Origin of the sequence: Brevundimonas sp., assembly GCF_965279155.1 — a bacterium.
GTDB lineage: Bacteria > Pseudomonadota > Alphaproteobacteria > Caulobacterales > Caulobacteraceae > Brevundimonas.
On sequence record NZ_OZ257138.1, the window covers coordinates 1,057,067 to 1,074,568 of the forward strand.

At 67.7% G+C, this 17,502-nt stretch carries 16 protein-coding genes; 14 read left to right on the forward strand and 2 right to left on the reverse strand.

The features are described 5' to 3' along the window. Nucleotides 1-69: 69 nt before the first annotated feature. From ACQY72_RS05090 to ACQY72_RS05105, 4 genes are all read left to right on the forward strand, one after another. The gene (locus ACQY72_RS05090; protein WP_428156172.1) at nt 70-1,344 is read left to right on the forward strand and encodes an EAL domain-containing protein; all 1,275 of its coding nucleotides are present in this window, start codon (nt 70-72) and stop codon (nt 1,342-1,344) included. 187 nt (nt 1,345-1,531) lie between these two features. Next, nucleotides 1,532-2,401 carry a TIGR01459 family HAD-type hydrolase gene (locus ACQY72_RS05095; protein ID WP_428156173.1) on the forward strand — a complete coding sequence of 290 codons (870 nt, stop codon included), beginning with the start codon at nt 1,532-1,534 and terminating at the stop codon, nt 2,399-2,401. A 39-nt stretch (nt 2,402-2,440) separates the two neighbouring features. Further along, entirely contained in the window at nt 2,441-2,902 is a 462-nt protein-coding gene (locus ACQY72_RS05100) for a MaoC family dehydratase (protein WP_135193325.1), read from the forward strand. Then, on the forward strand, nt 2,902-3,831 hold the full coding sequence (locus tag ACQY72_RS05105; RefSeq protein ID WP_428156174.1) for a bifunctional riboflavin kinase/FAD synthetase: 930 nt from the start codon (nt 2,902-2,904) through the stop codon (nt 3,829-3,831). Before ACQY72_RS05100 ends, ACQY72_RS05105 begins: the two co-directional genes overlap by 1 nt. 3 nt (nt 3,832-3,834) lie before the next feature. On the opposite strand, the gene ACQY72_RS05110 is transcribed toward ACQY72_RS05105, so the two are convergent. Then, nucleotides 3,835-4,362 (reverse strand): gamma carbonic anhydrase family protein, encoded by a 528-nt coding sequence (locus ACQY72_RS05110; protein WP_428156175.1) that lies wholly within the window; start codon nt 4,360-4,362, stop codon nt 3,835-3,837. Between the two features lie 311 nt (nt 4,363-4,673). Between ACQY72_RS05110 and ACQY72_RS05115 the strand changes: the two genes are divergently transcribed. From ACQY72_RS05115 to ACQY72_RS05135, 5 genes are all read left to right on the forward strand, one after another. Continuing rightward, nucleotides 4,674-5,465, forward strand: coding sequence for a PhoH family protein (locus tag ACQY72_RS05115; protein WP_428156678.1), 792 nt, complete (start codon nt 4,674-4,676; stop codon nt 5,463-5,465). Nucleotides 5,466-5,591: 126 nt separating this feature from the next. Continuing rightward, a complete protein-coding gene (locus tag ACQY72_RS05120; RefSeq protein ID WP_428156176.1) occupies nt 5,592-6,914 on the forward strand; it encodes a UDP-glucose dehydrogenase family protein in 1,323 nt (440 codons plus the stop codon). Further along, entirely contained in the window at nt 6,914-7,888 is a 975-nt protein-coding gene (locus tag ACQY72_RS05125) for an SDR family NAD(P)-dependent oxidoreductase (protein ID WP_428156177.1), read from the forward strand. The genes ACQY72_RS05120 and ACQY72_RS05125 overlap by 1 nt, the downstream gene beginning before the upstream one ends. Before the next feature lie 18 nt (nt 7,889-7,906). Further along, nucleotides 7,907-9,190 (forward strand): outer membrane beta-barrel protein, encoded by a 1,284-nt coding sequence (locus tag ACQY72_RS05130; protein WP_428156178.1) that lies wholly within the window; start codon nt 7,907-7,909, stop codon nt 9,188-9,190. A 71-nt stretch (nt 9,191-9,261) separates the two neighbouring features. Then, a complete protein-coding gene (locus ACQY72_RS05135) occupies nt 9,262-11,454 on the forward strand; it encodes a GumC family protein (protein WP_428156179.1) in 2,193 nt (730 codons plus the stop codon). 9 nt (nt 11,455-11,463) lie between these two features. On the opposite strand, the gene ACQY72_RS05140 is transcribed toward ACQY72_RS05135, so the two are convergent. Then, entirely contained in the window at nt 11,464-12,096 is a 633-nt protein-coding gene (locus ACQY72_RS05140) for a LuxR C-terminal-related transcriptional regulator (RefSeq protein WP_428156180.1), read from the reverse strand. 256 nt (nt 12,097-12,352) lie between these two features. On the opposite strand from ACQY72_RS05140, the gene ACQY72_RS05145 reads away from it, so the two are divergent. From ACQY72_RS05145 to ACQY72_RS05165, 5 genes are all read left to right on the forward strand, one after another. Continuing rightward, complete coding sequence (locus ACQY72_RS05145; RefSeq protein ID WP_428156181.1) at nt 12,353-12,871, forward strand: DUF4402 domain-containing protein; 519 nt, start codon at nt 12,353-12,355, stop codon at nt 12,869-12,871. A 112-nt stretch (nt 12,872-12,983) separates the two neighbouring features. Then, nucleotides 12,984-13,796: a fimbrial biogenesis chaperone gene (locus ACQY72_RS05150; RefSeq protein ID WP_428156182.1), complete on the forward strand. Its 813-nt coding sequence runs from the start codon at nt 12,984-12,986 to the stop codon at nt 13,794-13,796. Continuing rightward, entirely contained in the window at nt 13,793-16,510 is a 2,718-nt protein-coding gene (locus tag ACQY72_RS05155; protein ID WP_428156183.1) for a hypothetical protein, read from the forward strand. The genes ACQY72_RS05150 and ACQY72_RS05155 overlap by 4 nt, the downstream gene beginning before the upstream one ends. Next, nucleotides 16,507-17,049, forward strand: a complete 543-nt coding sequence (locus tag ACQY72_RS05160) for a hypothetical protein (RefSeq protein WP_428156184.1) — start codon at nt 16,507-16,509, stop codon at nt 17,047-17,049. The genes ACQY72_RS05155 and ACQY72_RS05160 overlap by 4 nt, the downstream gene beginning before the upstream one ends. Continuing rightward, entirely contained in the window at nt 17,046-17,501 is a 456-nt protein-coding gene (locus ACQY72_RS05165) for a hypothetical protein (protein WP_428156185.1), read from the forward strand. The genes ACQY72_RS05160 and ACQY72_RS05165 overlap by 4 nt, the downstream gene beginning before the upstream one ends. The last annotated feature ends 1 nt before the right edge of the window (nt 17,502 follow it).

A 17,502-nucleotide genomic window follows, 5' to 3' on the forward strand; every position in this document is an offset into this window, starting at 1 on the left:
CTCTAGCCGAATGACATTGATAGCCTGATACTCGGGCGATTCCATCCGGGAGTGGCCGACCGCCAGTCGATGCGCAACGTAACAACGGGCTTTCTTTACTTCGCCTATCTGTTCCTCGGCATGACCGTGGGCGCCTTCCTGTGGCGCGCCGGTCTGGGTATCGGGGCAGGCGTGGCCGGAACGCTTGGCGCGCTGGGTCTGCTGGGCGCCTTTCACGGCATCGTCACCGGCATCGCCGAGCGCCGCATCCTGAAGAAGGAAATCGGCCAGGTCCGAGAGGCCCACCGCCTGCTGGCCGATGCCATGGAGTCGACGCAAGGCGCTCTGACCGAACTGGCCCACGCCATCGAGAGCGGCGTCCTGTCCGACACCGACGCCCTGACCGGCGAGGTCCGCATGCTGGAATCCCTGGTCCAGCAGATGAGCGAGAGCATCGACGAACGCCTGTCGGCCGCGCCCCACATCGGTGTCGAGACCTTCGAGGGCCGTCGCGTGGCCCAGTCCAACGTCCTGCTGCGCACGATCCACGAGGCGCTCAGCGAAGGTCGCGTCGATCTGTATCTTCAGCCCGTCGTCTCCCTGCCCCAGCGCCGGACCATCTTCTACGAGAGCTTCACCCGCCTGCGGGACTCGACCGACCGCGTCATGATGCCGGCGGAATACCTGTCCATGGCCGAGGGCGAGGGCCTGGTGCCGGCCATCGACAATCTGCTGCTGTTCCGCTGCGCCCAGATCGTGCGCCGCCTGGCGCGTCAGGACCGCAAGGTCGGCGTCTTCTGCAACGTGGCCCTGACCTCGCTGGGCGACGACACCTTCTTCCCGCAGTTCCTCGACTTCCTGTCCGAGAACCGCGACCTGAACCAGGCCCTGATCTTCGAATTGGGTCAGGCCACCTTCGACGCCCGCGGCGCCATCGAGGCCCGCAACATGGCCAAGCTGGCCGACCTCGGCTTCCGCTTCTCATTGGACAAGGTCCAGACGCTGGATCTCGACTTCGCCGACCTGCAGCGTTCGGATGTCAAGTTCATCAAGGTCTCGGCGGACCTTATGATCGAACAACTGCTGGACCTGGACGGCGGCGCGCCCTTGCGCTCCATGCCCGACATCCAGGCCGCCGACTTCGCCGCCCTGACCCGTCGCTACGGCGTCGAGGTCATCGCCGAAAAGGTCGAGAACGAACGCCAGGTCGTTGACATCCTGGAGCTCGATGTTGCGATGGGCCAGGGCCACCTGTTCGGCGAACCACGCGCCATCAAGGAACAGGTCCTGGCCGAGACCGACCCCCCGGCCGAGTTCCTCCGCTCCACCCTGCGCAGCGCAGAACAGCGCCGACGGTTCAGCTAAACAATCTGTCTCCTCCCCGCTTCGCGGGGAGGTGGCGCGGCGCTTCTTCAGCGACGTGACGGAGGGGCTCTCCCCGCATCACAGGCGCCGAGCCCGCCTCAAGAACCCCTCCACCGCTTCGCGGTCCCCCTCCCATTTCATGGGGAGGAGACTTTCACGGGCGGCCTTGAACCGCTACTTGCCTCCCATGACCCTCCCCCACGCCCTGCCTCACCTCGGCGCCGTCGCCGGCGACTACGACATCCTGCTCTGCGACGTGTGGGGCGTGATCCACAACGGCCGCGAAAGCTGGGCGGCGCCCTGCGAGGCGCTGACGCGGTTCAACCGCGAGGGTGGGCACGTCGTGCTGATCTCCAACTCGCCCCGTCCGGCTTCGGACGTGATCGCCCAACTCGACGGGCTGGGCGTGCCGCGCGAGGCATGGAAGGCCTTCGTCACCTCCGGCGACGCGACCCGCGCCGAACTGGCCAAGCGCGCGCCCGGCCCGGCCTGGATCGTCGGCCCCGAACGCGACGCCCCCCTCTACGCCGGTCTGGACCTGACACGCGCCGCCAGCGCTGAAGACGCCGCCTTCATCTCCGTCACCGGCCCCTTCGACGATACGGTCGATACGCCCGAGGACTACCGCGAGCGGTTCGCCGTCGGCGCGGCGCGCGATATCGAACTGATCTGCGCCAACCCCGACCGCGTGGTGCAGCGGGGCGACCAGTTGATCTACTGCGGCGGGTCGCTGGCCGATCTCTACGAATCCCTGGGCGGTCGCGTCGTCATGGCGGGCAAGCCCTTCGCCCCCATCTACGACCTGGCCCTGCACGAGGCGCAAACCCTGCTGGGTCGTCCGGTCGATCGCTCGCGCGTCCTGTGCATCGGCGACGGTGTCGTCACCGACGTCATGGGCGCCAACGCCCAGGCGCTGGACTGCCTGTTCATCGCCCAGGGCATCCACGGCGACCAGGCCAAGGGCGAGGACGGAACCCTGGACCCCGCCCGCGCCGCCGCCCTGTTGAAGGCGGAAACGACCTATGCGCGATACGCCGCGCTCGAACTCGCCTGGTAAGGCTCGCCATTTTGTCGCACCGCCGCTAAAGCCTCATCCATGGTCGAATTGGTTCAACAGCATCCGTCCGGTGGTTACATCCTGGACGAACTTCACGTCGGCATGGCCGCCGAAAAAATCGTCGTCGCCACGGAGGACCGCATCCGGCTGTTCGCCGAGGCGTCCGACGACTTCAATCCCGTCCACCTGGACGAGGCTTACGCGTCCAAGACCGCCTATCGCGGCCGGATCGCGCACGGCCTGCTCAGCGCCTCGTTCGGCTCGGCGGTGGTCGGCACCATGCTGCCGGGCGCGGGATCGATCTACATCTCCCAGACCCTGGCCTTCCATCAGCCGGTGCGCATCGACGACGTCGTTCGCATCGTGATCACCGTGATCGAGGTCGAGGCCGAGAGCGCGCGGGTCAAGCTCAGTTGCGAAGGCTTCGTCGGCGAGACCATGATCATGGACGGCGTCGCCGTCGTCCGCGTGCCCCGCCGGCGCAAACCGTCCCAGCGTTGATGCAGATCGTCCGCGACTGGCGCGGCCTGTCCGAGGCCCTGAAGGGCGCGGCGGTCGCCGTCGGCGCCTTCGACGGCGTGCATCGCGGCCACCAGGCCGTCATCGCCGGCGCGCGTGACGCCGCTGAAAGGCTGGGCGCGCCTTTAGGCGTCGTCAGCTTCGATCCCCATCCGCGCCGCTGGTTCCAGCCCGAGGCCGCGCCCTTCCGCCTGATGACCGCCGACCAGATGGCCGAGGCTCTGGCGCCGCTGGGCGTGGACGTCCTGTATCTTCTGCCCTTCGACGCCGAGATGGCCGGCATGACCGACGCTGCCTTCGCCGAGCGGGTGCTGTCGGAAGGCCTGGGCATCCGCCACGCCGCCGTCGGTTTCGACTTCACCTTCGGCAAGGGCCGCTCCGGCTCGCCCGAGGGTCTGCGCGCCTATGGCGAGCGGCTGGGCTTCACCGTGTCGGTCGCCGAACGCCTGGACGACGCCCACGGCCTGAAACTGTCGTCCAGCGCCGTACGCGAGGCCTTGAAGGCCGGGGACATGGCCCGCGCCGCCGCCATCCTGGGCCGCCCATTCGCCATCCGGGGCGAGGTGATCCACGGCGACAAGCGCGGCCGCACCATCGGCGTGCCGACCGCCAACATCGCGCTCAGCGACTACATGCGCCCCGCCTACGGCGTCTATGCGACCCGCAGCCGCTTGGCGGACGGGCGCATCATCGACGGCGTCGCCAGCCTGGGTTTGCGCCCCATGTATGCGCTGGAGACCCCTCTGCTGGAGGTCTGGCTGTTCGACTTCGACGGCGACCTCTACGGCCAGACGCTGGACACCCAGCTGATCGCTTGGCTGCGCAGCGAGGAAACCTTCGACGGCCTCGACGCCCTGAAGGCCCAGATCGACGCGGATGCGGCAGCGGCGCGGGCGGTTCTCGCGACCTGAGGGTCAGACCGCCCTCAACTCCGCCGCAAACCGCTTCCAGTTCTGCACATAGTGCTCGGCCGACATTTGCAGCACGGCGATGTGCGCCGGATCGCGTTCGCGCACCACCTTGCCCGGCTGCCCCACGACCAGGCTGTTGTCGGGAATGACCTTGCCCTCGGTGATCAGGGCGTTCGCGCCGATGATGCAGTTCTTGCCGATTTTCACCCCGTTCAACACCACCGCCCCGATGCCGATCAGGCTGTAATCCCCGACCTCACAGCCGTGCAGCATGGCCTTGTGCCCCACCGTCACGCCGCGCCCCAGCGTCAGGGGCGATCCCATGTCGGTATGCAGGACGCTGCCGTCTTGGATGTTGCTGTCGGGACCCACTGTGATGGGATCGTTGTCCCCGCGCAGCACGCCGCCGAACCAGACGCTGGCGTTGGAATGCAGAATCACATTCCCTATCACCGACGCACTTGGAGCCACCCAGTATTCGCCCTCAGGCGGAAGCTGAGGTTTGCTGTCGCCCAATGCGTAAATGGTCATCAGTACACCACCTAATCTTTGAAAAATGAGGGCTTTAACGGATCGCTAACCACGATAGCATCATTCTGTTGATGCGATTCGTGGGTCGTCATTTCGGCCCCGGATCCGAAGCCGGATCAAGCCCGGTCCGGTCATTGTCGGGGCTTTCGCGTGGCGCGTTGGGATCCTGGTTCGGTTGTTCGGCGGCGGGCCTGTCCCGTTGCAGACGGCTCAGCTGTCGATCCGGGCGGTCGCTGCGATGCGGGCCGCGACCCTTTCCTCCCCAAGACCATCCAAGGCGGAACCCGTTCGGGTCCGCCTTTTTTCATGCCCTGGAGGCGTCCATGACCAAGCGTGCTGCAACCAAGCGTCAAACGCGTGAACACGGAATCCTGGATTCGCGTGACTTCATGGAGGAGTCGAAAGTTCGCCGGCTCCATGCCCCTCACAACGAAAGGTCAGGCTGGTCGCCCAACCCGTCCAACGATGATCGGGAACAGGGCTACCTCAAGACCCTGAAGCCGAAGTCGGAGGGCCAGATCGAAATGATGGAGGCCATCGACACCCATAACCTCGTCATGGCGCTCGGTCCCGCAGGCACCGGCAAGACCTATCTCGCCGTCGCTAAGGCCGTCGAGGCGCTGGAGGCCGGAAAGGTCGGCCGCATCGTCCTCAGCCGTCCCGCCGTCGAGGCCGGGGAATCGATCGGCTTCCTGCCCGGCGACATGGAGGACAAGCTGGCCCCCTATCTGCGCCCGCTCTACGACGCCCTGTCGGATCGCCTGTCGATGAAGCGGGTCAAGGCCCTGATGGCCGAGGGCCTGATCGAGATCGCGCCCATCGGCTATATGCGCGGCCGCACGCTGAACAACGCCTTCATCGTCGTGGACGAGGCCCAGAACTGCACCTACGTGCAGCTGAAGATGCTGCTGACCCGCCTGGGCTGGCACTCGACCATGGTGGTCACGGGCGACCCGCAGCAGTCCGACCTGCTGCCCGGCATCTCGGGCCTGTCCGACGTGTCCGCCCGCCTGGAGGCCGTGCCGGACATCGCCGTGGTTCGCCTGGCCGAACGCGACATCGTCCGTCACCCGCTGGTCGCCTCAATGATCGGCGTCCTCTAGCCCCACGGGATGCAGCCGGCGCGGCGAGGCGTCGGCTGCATCCCGGTTGCACCAAGAAACCAAAAGCCATTGTCCCGAAGCGCACCGCCCCGCTAAAGGTCGCGTCGCCGCTGATGAGGGATTTCGATGCGCGTAGCGATGATTGGGACGGGTTATGTGGGCCTGGTGTCCGGCGCCTGTTTCGCCGACTTCGGGCACGTCGTCACGTGCATCGACAAGGACCCATCCAAGATCGAACGGCTGGAGCGGGGCGAGATCCCGATCTTCGAGCCGGGGCTGGACGATCTGGTCGCCGCCAATGTGCGCGAGGACCGGCTGTTCTTCACCCTGGACGGCGCCGAGGCCATCCGTAACGCCGACGCCGTCTTCATCGCCGTGGGCACGCCTACGCGTCGCGGCGACGGCCATGCCGATCTCTCCTACGTCCACGCCGCCGCCGAGGAGATCGCCGGCCTGATCGAGGGCTTCACCGTCATCGTCACCAAGTCCACCGTCCCGGTCGGCACGGGCGACGAGGTCGAGGCCATCATCAGGAAGACCAATCCGAGCGCCGACTTCGCCGTCGTCTCCAACCCAGAGTTCCTGCGTGAAGGCGCCGCCATCGGCGACTTCAAACGCCCCGACCGCGTCGTCATCGGCGTCGACGATATCGACAGCGATACAGGGTCGCGCGCCCAGAAGGTGATGAGCGAACTCTATCGCCCGCTGAACCTGAACGAGAGCCCGCTGCTGTTCGTCGGCCGCCGCACGTCCGAGCTGATCAAATACGCCGCCAACGCCTTCCTGGCGATGAAGATCACCTTCATCAACGAGATGGCCGACCTTTGCGAGGCCGTCGGCGCCGACGTGCAACAGGTCGCGCGCGGCATCGGCCTGGACAAGCGGATCGGCTCGAAATTCCTGCACGCCGGCCCCGGCTACGGCGGCTCGTGCTTCCCCAAGGACACCATCGCCCTGGTCCGCACCGCCCAGCAGTACGACGCTCCGACCCGGCTGATCGAAGCCACGGTCGAGGTCAACGACGCCCGCAAGAAGGCCATGGCCGATCGCGTCGCCGCGACCCTGGGGACCAGCGTCCAGGGTAAGACCGTCGCCCTCTTGGGCCTGACGTTCAAACCGAACACCGACGACATGCGCGACGCGCCCAGCCTGGACATCGCGCCCGCCCTGATCGCCGCCGGCGCCAAGGTTCAGGCCTTCGACCCCGAAGGCATGCACGAGGCCGCCAAACTGCTGCCCGACGTCGAGATGAAGGACAGCGCCTATGACGCCGTCGTCGGCGCCGACGCCGTCGTCCTGGTCACCGAATGGGACCAGTTCCGCGCCCTGGATCTGGACCGCATCAAGCTTCTGATGAAGCAGCCGGTCCTGGTCGATCTGCGCAACATCTATCGGCCTGAGGACATGAAGAGCCGCGGGTTCCGCTACATGGGCATCGGGCGCGGCTGATGGGGTCGCCGATCCTCGTCACCGGTGCAGCTGGCTTCATCGGCATGCACGTCGCCGAACGCCTGCTGGACCGTGGCGAACAGGTGATCGGCGTCGATGTCTTCAACGACTACTATGATCCGCGCCTGAAGGCGGCCCGCGCCGCCCGGCTGGAAGGGCGCGACGGCTTTCGCATGGTGCGCGCCGACATCGCCGATCACGAACAGATGCGCGCCTTGGTCGCGGACGCCGGCGTCAAGCGGATCGTCCATCTCGCGGCCCAGGCGGGGGTTCGGTATTCGCTGGAGAACCCCTTCGCCTATGAGCGGTCCAACCTGGCCGGTCATCTGTCGATGCTGGAGGCCGCGCGGCACAATGGCGTGACTCATATGGTCTATGCCTCGTCCAGCTCGGTCTATGGCGACCGGCCGCTGGAGGGTTCGGGCTTTCGCGAAGACGATCTGACGGTTCAGCCCGTGTCGCTCTACGCCGCGACCAAACGCTCATGCGAACTGATGAGCCAGAGCTACGCAAAGCTCTACGGCTTTCCCCAGTCCGGCTTACGCTTCTTCACCGTCTATGGTCCTTGGGGCCGGCCCGACATGGCCTATTTCAGCTTCACCCAGAAGATCGTGCGCGGCGACGCCATCGAGGTCTATGGCGAGGGCCGAATGGCGCGCGACTTCACCTATATTGACGACATCGTCGATGGCGTGGTCGCCGTGCTGGATCAGCCCCCGGCCCAGGGCGTGCATGAAATCTACAACATCGGCGACAGCCAGCCGGTCGGTCTGATGGAGATGATCTCGACGCTGGAAACCGCCCTGGGCGTCGAGGCGAAGAAGGTCATGCGGCCGATGCAGCCCGGCGACGTAACCGCCACCTATGCCGACATCTCCAAACTGAACGCCCTTTGCGGCTACCAGCCCAAGGTGCCGCTGAAGGCCGGACTGGAGACGTTCGTCGCCTGGTGGCGGCAGTACGAGAACGGCTGAAGCGAAAGGCGGGGGCCGATGCGACGCGACATCCTTCCGGCCGCCGCCGCTCTAGCCCTGTTCGGCGCGACCGAGGCTTCCGCCCAATCTCTACGCACGGACCAGGACCGCATGGCCGACCTGTTCGCCCGCGACCGCGCCATCGCCGTCCGGGACCGTCCGCAACCCGCCTACGATGCCCTAGGCATCCGCAGCGGCGGGTTCACTGTATTTCCTCAGCTTCAGTTCGACATCGTCCAAGACGACAATGTCTTCGCCAGTGACCAAGCGCCCCAAGCCGCCACGACTTTCCGCCTCCGGCCCGAGATTGTCGCCAGGTCCAACTGGTCCCGCCACGCGCTCCAGGCCCAAGCCCTAGCCGCCATCGACCGCAACCTGAACTTCGACAGCGAGAACACCACCGACTGGAGCCTGGGCGCCGCCGGCCGTCTGGACGTGGTTCGTGGCGCGAACCTCGTCGCCGGGGCTGACTACGCCAAGGCCCACGAAGCGCGCACCGCCGCCAGCGCCGATCCGATCACCCAGCGGCCCGTCGCCTTCAACCTGGCCTCAGCCCATCTTGGCGCCGAACGGGCAATGGGGCGTCTGCGCGTCTCGGCGCGCGCCGTCGTTCACCGCTACGACTACCGCGACGGCTTCAGCGAGACGGGCGCCGTGATCGAGCAGGACGACCGCGACCGCACGCTCTTCACCCTGACCGGCCGCGCCGACTATGCCCTGTCGCCCGCCACGGCGATCTTCCTTCAGATCACTGGCGACGACCGCGACTACGAGCGCGTGGCCACACGGCCGCTGAGATCCTCGTCCGGCTATCAGACCTTGGCAGGCGTGGATTTCGAACTGGGCGCTGTGGTCCGGGGCGAGGTCGCCGCCGGCTATATCCGCCAGGACTTCGAGGATGCCGCCTTCGGAGACCTCGACGGTTTCGGTGGCAGGGCCAAGCTGTCCTGGTTCCCTACGCAGCTGACCACCGTCACAGCCGCCGCAGCGCGAACCGTCGAGGACACGGGCGTCATCGGCTCGGCCGGTGCCCTGCGCACCGACCTGTCGCTCACCGTCGATCACGAACTGCTGCGCAATCTAATTCTGACGGCCCAGGCGACCTATGCCGACGACGCCTACAACGGCCTGGCGCGCACCGACACGCGCTTCGGCGCCGGGGTCAGCGCCGCCTATCGGATCAATCGTCGCTACGGGTTCACCGCCGGCCTGACCTGGCTCGACCAGTCCTCGTCCGGCGCCGCCCAAGGTCCCAGCTATCGAACCACGCGGTTCTACGTCGGCTCGACCGCCCAGTTCTAACTCTCGCGAAGATTGACAACCTGAAGGCGACGCCGCACCACTGACGCTGACGATCACCGTTCGATGGCGCGATGACACAGACGAACGACCCTGCCCTCGGGACCATGTTTTCCGACGACGACATCGACCTCCAACGCTACGTCGCCGCCTTCCGCCGTCGCACCGGCCTGTTCATGGCGGTTGCGACAGTCGTATGCCTGATCGTTCTCGCCCTGATGCTGGGCCAGACGCCGGTCTATACAGCCACCGCCAATCTCCAGATCAACACCCGCAAGGAACAGGTGATCGCGGGCCCCGCCGTCCTGTCCGCCCTCGACGCCGAGGCCGCCATTGTCGACACCGAGGTCGAGGTGCTGAAGTCGCCCCAGCTCGCGGCCGGCGTCGTGGACGCGCTGAACCTGACCCAAGATCCCGAGTTCAACGCCCGACTGCGTAGGTCTCCTTTCGCCGCCCTCACCGACCGCATCGGCCGCGCCGCGATTCCCGCCCGCGAGATCGAACGCCAGCAGGTCATCGACGCCGTCAGCCGCCGCCTGACCGTGCGCCGCGTCGGCCTGACCTATTCGATGGCGGTCGGCTTCACCTCCGACAGCCCGACCAAGGCGGCCCGCATCGCCAACGCCTTCGCCGAACGCTACCTCCAGTCCCAGCTGACGGCCAAGTTCGACGCCAACAGCCAGGCCAACGCCTTCCTCGGCGCCCGGCTGGAAGACTTGCGCCGCCAGGTCGAGACCGCCGACGCCGCCGTCTCCCTCTACCGCATCGAAAACGGCCTGCTCAGCGCCCAGGGCGCGACCCTGACCGAGCAGGAAATCTCGGTCTACAACCAGCAACTCGCCAGCGCCCGCGCCCAGCAGGCCGAACAGGACGCCCGGCTGCGCACCGCCCGGTCCCAGATGGCGGCGGGATCGAACGGCGACGATGTCGGCGAGGCCCTGACCTCGCCCGTGGTCCAGAATCTGCGCGCCCAACGTGCGGCGATCAGCACCCGCGTCGCCGACCTGTCCGTCCGTTATGGCCCCCTGCACCCCGACATGATCCGCGCCCGCCAGGAGCTGGCCGACATCGACGCCCAGATCCAGGCCGAGATCCGCCGCGTCGTCTCCAACCTGGACGCCCAGGCCCAGGTCGCCCGCCAGCGGACGGATTCGGTCGAGACAAGCCTGAACGCCGCGCGCGGCGTCCTGGCCGACAACAACGCCGCCTCGGTGCGCCTGCGCGAACTGGAGGGAGAAGCCGAGGCCGCCCGCGCCATCTACCGCGCCTTTCTGGATCGCTATCGCGAAACCAGCGCCCAGACCGGCGTCGAACAGGCCGACGCCCGCATCGTCTCGCGCGCCACGCCACCGACCTCGCAAAGCGCGCCGAATCTGATGCTCAGCCTCGTGCTCGGTCTGGTGCTGGGCGTCGGCGCAGGCGCCTTCGCCGTCATCGTCGCCAATACGATGCAGACCGGCCTCGGTGGCCCAGAAGACATCGAACGCAAGCTGGGTCTGGCCTCCATAGGCGCGATCCCGCTCGCCCCCTCCGTCGCCGCGCTGGAAGATCGCGACCTGCATCCCATCGACCTTGTGTTGCAACGGCCGCTGTCGGTCTTCACCGAGGCGTTTCGCGCCCTGCGCACCTCGATCACCCCCATCGTCAGCGTCGTGGGCGAGCCGGCGGGCCGGATCATCGCCGTCACCTCCGCCTTGCCCGGCGAGGGCAAGACCACCGCGGCCATCAGCCTGGCCCGCGTCGCGGCCCGGTCGGGCGGCCGCATCTTGCTGATCGACGGCGACCCGCGTCGGCGCGGCGTCACGCGGATGCTGGGCCTCGATCCCGATGCGGGTCTGGCCGAGGCGCTGCACGGCGCGGCGTCCTGGCGAAACCTTCTGGTATTGGACCCCGCATCAGGCGCACACGTCCTGCCTCTGTCGGGCGCCGGCCTGTCGGCGGACGATCTCTTCGCCGCCCCGCCCATGGACGCCTTGCTGACAGAGCTGCGTCAGGCCTTCGATCTGATCCTCATCGACACGGCGCCGGTGCTGGTCCTGGCCGACGCGCGCGTCCTGGCGGGCAAGGCCGACAGCGTCCTTCTGCTGGCCCGCTGGCGCACAACGCCCGCCCGCGCGGTCGCCGCCGCCGTCCGCATCCTGAACCAATCCGGCGCACGCATCCTGGGCGTCACCCTGACCCAGGTGGACGTCAGGGCCCAGGCCAAACAGGACTACGGCCACGCCGGCTACGACTATCAGGCCTACCGGAAATACTACGCCGCCTGACGCCGGGTCTCAGCTCGCGTTTCGCAGGAAGGGCGCGGAGGCCAGGACCGCCTGGCTGCGATTGTTGACCTCCAGCTTCTTCAGGATGGCCGAGACATGCTGTTTCACCGTCCCCTCCGTCAGGTTCATGTCCCCCGCGATCTCCTTGTTCAGCTTGCCCTCGGCCAGCGCCCGCAGCACCCTTAGCTGTGCGGCGGACAGGCGGGCGACGCGGCGATGGAAATCGATGGCGACCGGATCGGCGGCGGTTTCGGTCGGGAACAACTGCTCGCCCCGCATGATGGCCCCCACGCCGTTGACCAGGGTCTCGACCGGCGCCGCTTTGGACAAATAGCCCTTCACGCCGAACGCTCGCGCCATCGCCACCGAATGGGCGTCGATCCGTGCCGAGACCATGACGAAGTCCGCATCGGGCAACAGCAGTTGCAGGCGAAGCAACGCATCGAATCCCGTGGCGTCCGGCAACAGCAGATCCAGCATCACCAGCTTGATCCGACCACCCAGGGTCTTGGCGCAGGCCTCGGCCTCCTTGGCGGACAGCACGCGCGCCACGTCCAGATGAGGGTATGCCGCACGGATCGACAGCTCCAGCGCCTGGCCGATCAGGGGGTGGTCATCGACGATCAGAACGGTCCAGCGCATCGTTTCGCGCCTCCAAGCTATGCCTTTGAGTTGCTACGCCACAGGTCATGATTGCAGCCCAGGAGGTTAACAGCGCGTTAGCCTTACAACCCAAGCCAGTAAACGCAGCATGCTAACGAATTCGTCGCCTGACTATAACTTTGGTTATGTTTAGACCGTTTTGCACGTCGGGCTTGTGGACTCCTCTGCGTTTCGGGATGATTTGGCTCTCCAACGACGACGCCCACCCGGCGCCGTCCCTCAGTTGGAGCTGATGATGAAAACGCTGATCGCCGTCGCCGCCCTCGTCCTGACCGCCGTCGCCGCTCCGGCCATGGCCCAATCCTCGGCCACCGGGTCGGGTTCGATCACCGTGATCCGCCCCCTGACCATCACCAAGACGGCCGATCTGAAGTTCGGCACTGTGGTGCGTCCAGGCACGGGCTCCGGCACGGTCGTGGTCAGCGCGGCTGGCGCGCGTTCGGTCACCGGCGGCGTCGTCGGCCTGGCCTCGGGCGACACGCCGGCTGCTGCGGCCTTCTCGGTCGCTGGCGAAGGCGGTCAGTCGGTCTCTGTCACCATCCCCGCCACCTTCACGATGGCGAACGGGTCCGACAACCTGACGGTTACGACCTCGAACAGCCTGACCGGCTCCGTCGCCAGCCAGACCCTGTCCAACGCCCTGGGCTCGGCCGGTTCGCTGGCCTTCAGCGTCGGCGGCTCGGTCACGATCATTTCGACCGCCGCGACGGGCGCCTATACCGGCACGTTCACCGTCTCGGCCGCCTACAACTAAGACCATGTATCCGCTCCAGGTCGATAACGCCGAGCGGACCGCGCTTAACGAAGCGGAAGGCTTGAAGGATCATCGTCGCTTCGCGTCGCCGTTGCATTGGCTCGGAGTGAAGATGTTTCGTTACCTGCTGCCCGCCGTCGCCTTCCTCGCGATCGCCGATCCGGTGTTCGCGCAGGTGGGGGCCGACCTTAACATCTCGCCCAAGCGGGTGGTGTTCGGCCCCGGCGAACGCAGCGCCACGGTCTATGTCTTCAATCAGGGCGACCAGCCCGCGACCTATTCCGTCGAACTGATCGACCGGGTGATGACGGCGGACGGCCAGATCGTGGCCTCCGCCGACCATCCCGAGACGATGCTCGATTCGGCGCGCGACCTGGTTCAATACACCCCGCGCCGCATCACCCTTCAACCGCGCGAGAGCCAGGCCATCCGTGTGCGCGCCCGTCCCGGCGGCGAGGGCGAGCATCGCAGCCACCTGACCGTCACCGCCCTTCCGCCCGAGAACGCCGGCTTCACCGTCGATCAGGCCGCGGCCGGCGGCGACGATGTGACCCTTCAGGTCGTCGCCCTGTTCAGCGTCAGCATTCCGGTCATCGTCCGCGACGGCGCCGTGGACGCGCGCGCCGGCATCGACCGCGTCTCCCTGACCCAGGACGGCGCACAGACCCTGCTGTCGCTGGATCTGGTGCGCAACGGCGCCAACTCGGTCTATGGAGACGTTGAGGTCTTCGTCGAGGATTCCGCCGGACGCCGTCCTCTGACCGCCGTGCGCGGCGTCGCCGTCTATCCCGAGGTCGCGCGCCGCACGGTGATCGCCGCCCTGCCGCAAGGCGTGGCGTCTGGCCAGACCCTGACCATCATCTATCGCGACGACGACGCGGAGAAGGGCCAGGTACTGGCGACCACGACCCTGACCGCCCCGTGACAGTGGCGCGCTCCACCGGTGCGGCTCTGATGGCGCTGGCGACATCGGGCATCGCCTGGAGCGCGACGGCCCAGGACAATCTGGTGCGCAATCTGGTCATCGCCGCCGATCCCCAGCCCTTCAGCACCGACGATCTGCTGTGGATGGAGGTGGATGCCGGCGGCGTCGCCCTGACCGATTCCATGAACGTCTATGCTTCGCGCGCCGGCGTCTTCGTGCCGCTGGGCGAGTTCTCACGCGTGCTGGACCTCGCAGTCGGCGTCTTCCCGGCCCAACGCCGCGCCGAGGGCTGGGTGCTGGATCCGTCCAACCGCATCACCGTCGATCTGGCCACGCGCGAGGCCAAGGTCGCCGGTCGCACGATCCGGTTCGGAGCGGACCAGGCGGCCATCTATGACGACGACCTCTATCTTCGCACCGACCTGATCGAACAGCTTCTGCCGGTGAAGCTGAAGGCGGACGCCAGCGCCCAGATGTTGACCGTGGCCACCACGCGCGCCCTGCCGTTCGAGCAGCGGGCCGAACGCGCGCGTCGCCAGGCGGCCGCCGGTATCATAGACGCCGAGGACGATGTGGTCCGCCAATCCACCCCCTATCGCCTCGCCAGTCCCCCGGCCTTCGACGTCAATATCGGGGGCCAGGTCGCGCGCGACGGCATCGACAACGCCCGGCGTTACGACGTGCGCGCGGCTGGCGACCTGCTCTATGCGGGGCTCGAAGCCTATGTCGGTTCCGACGACGAGGGCGCGATCAACGCCGTCCGCGTCGCCCTGACGCGCAAGGATCCCTACGGCCACGCGCTGGGGCCGCTGGGCGGCACGCGCGCCAGCATCGGCGACGTCTTCTCCCCCTCAATGCCCATTGGCGTCTCCGGCGTCGCCGGACGCGGGGTCTATTATTCGTCGGCGCCGCTGGAAAACCTCGATCTCGCCACCCCGCTCAATCTGCGCGGCGAGCTGGCGCTCGGCGAAGAGGTGGAGCTGTATGTCAACGAGGTGCTGCAACGCGCCCAGACCTCGCCGGTCCAGGGGCGTTACGAGTTTCTCGATGTGCCCCTGGCCTTCGGCCTGAACACGATCCGCCTGGTCTTCTACGGCTCGCAGGGGCAGATTCGTGAGGTCGTGCGCCGCATCAACTTCGGCTCGGGTCAGCTGGAACCGGGCCGGTTCGTCGTGCGGCTCAGCGCCGTCGAACAGGGCCTGACCGTCTTCGACGTGGGCGATCCCATCGGCGGTCAGGATGTCGGGGCGCTGCGCCTGGTCGCCACCGTCGATTACGGCCTGTCGCCCGGCCTGACCCTCAGCGCCGGCGCCGCGCGCTATGAACCTCTAGGGCGCGACAGCCGCACCCTCGGCACGGCCGGCGTCCGCAGCTCGCTAGGCCCCGTCGCCGCCCAGATCGATGTAGCCTTGGACGACCAGGGCGGCCACGGCGTCTCAGTCGGCCTGGCCACGCGCGCCTATGGCGTCTCCCTGATCGGCCGGCATTCCGAATACGGCGCCGGCTTCATCGACGAGACGCGTCAGCTCGGCGCCCTCGATCAGGCGCCCCTGTCGCGCGCCACCGACATTCGCGCCGACGGTCAGTGGACGGCGCCCGGCGGACTGGTCGTGCCGATCTCGCTGAACGCCCGCCGCCTGGTCCGCACCGACGGCGTCAACCTGACCACCGCCGAACTGCGCGCCTCCGCGCCCATCGGCCGCTTCTACGCCTCCAGCAACATCGCCTATGAGGCCGAAACCGACGGGGGCGCCGACCGCCGCCGTTGGTTGGGCGGCGTGGACGTGACCACCCTGGTCTCGGCGCGGCTCCAGACCCGCGCCGGCCTGACCTACGAGTTGTCGCCAGACCTCAGCCTCGACACCGCCTACGCTACCGCCGACTGGCAGCTCAGCCCGACCGCCGCCCTGCGTTTCGGCGCCATCCGCACCCTCGGCCCCCAGGCCACGACAACCGTTCAGGCCTCGCACCTGTGGCGCGCGTCCCGTTTCGACCTGGCCCTGAACGTCGGCTATGAGACCCGGCGGCAGGATTGGCGGGTCGGCCTGCAGCTGGGCTTCGGTTTCGGCTACGATCCCGGGCGAGACCGCTACCGGCTGACGCGACCCGGCGTGGCCGGCGGTGGATCTGTCGCGATCAACGCCTGGGTGGACGAGAATGGCGACGGCCTTCGCCAGACCGACGAGCCGGGCGTGCCGGGCATCGTCGCCGACACCAACGCCGGCGGGGTCACCACCGACGCCGACGGCCGCGTCTACGCCACCGGCCTGGGCGACGTGCCCACCGCCCGCATTCGCCTGACGACAGAAGGCATCGACGATCCCTTCCTGGTCGGCGGCCCCACCGACATCCAGATCGTGCCGCGTCCCGGTCAGGCGGCGCAGATCGACTATCCGATGCAGCGCAGCGCCGAGGTGCAGCTGCTGGCCCTGCTGGTGCGTGGGTCGGGCGAGCCCCGCCCCCTCGCCGCCCTGGCCATCGAACTGGTCCCGCAAGGCACCGGCGCGCCCATCGCCGGCCGCAGCGACCACGCAGGCGTGCTGTTCTTCGAAAGGGTGCGGCCGGGCATCTATGATGTCCGGCTGGATGGGGATCAGGCCCACGCCCTGGGGGTTTCCCTGGTCGAGGGCGCGCGTGTTGTCGTACCCGCCACGGGCGGCTTCGTGGATGCAGGTCGCTTCCTGGTCCGCATCGAAGGCGAGGTCCGGCAATGAACCGCACAGCCCTTCTGCTCGCCCTGACCGCCGCTCTTGCGTTCAGCACCCCGCGCGACGCTCTCGCAGACGCCTCGGTGACGCGATCCCCCGCGACGGCGCCCACCCTAGGCACGACCATTCGCGGCACGTCGGCGACGACCTTCAGCATCTCCACCGCCGGCTCCGTGACCCGCACCAGCGGCGACGCCATTCGGCTGACATCAGGCTCGGTGACGACGCCGACCCTGTCGATCAACTGCGGCCTGTTGAACCTGTCGGGCCTGTGCGCCCTGCGCTACATCCGCGTCACCATCACCCCCGTCACCGGCAGCGGCGCCGCGACCATCTCCAGGCTCCGTGTCGGCGGACTGAGCGGCGCCACATATCGCACTGGATCGGCCCCGACCGAGGCGGCCAGCCTGACCTTCGACCTAAACCCCATAGGCCTGCTCAGCACCGCCACCCTTCAGCTCGGCATGGATGTGGTGCTGGCCACCAACGCCGCCAGCGGCGTCTACAGCTTCGACTACGTCGTCACGGTTCAACTGGTGTCATGACACCCCTTCGCGTCCTCATCCTCGCCGCGCCGATCCTCGCCCTCTCCGTCCCCGCGCTGGCGCAGGAACCGGCGCGCGCCACGATCAGCATCGAACGCAGCCTCAGCATCGTCTCCGTCCGCCCGATCCAGCTCTCGCCCGAACAACGCGTCGCCACCCTGTCGCTCAGCGCCGACATTCAGCCCAATGCGCCTGCGGTGATCCGCGTCACCGGCGATCCGGGCCGGGTCTATCGCATCCGCGTGCCCCGCACCCTGACCTCCAGCGAGGGCGTCGCCCTGGTCGAGGACTTGCAGATCTGGAGCGAGAACACCGGCGACGTGTCGGTGACCCGCACCTCGCACATGGACCTGGACGGCCGCGACATGCTGCGGGTTTCCGGCCGCCTGCGCCCCGCCAACGGCGCGTCCGAATCCGTCGCCGCCCTGCCCCTCAGCATCGACTACGAATAGA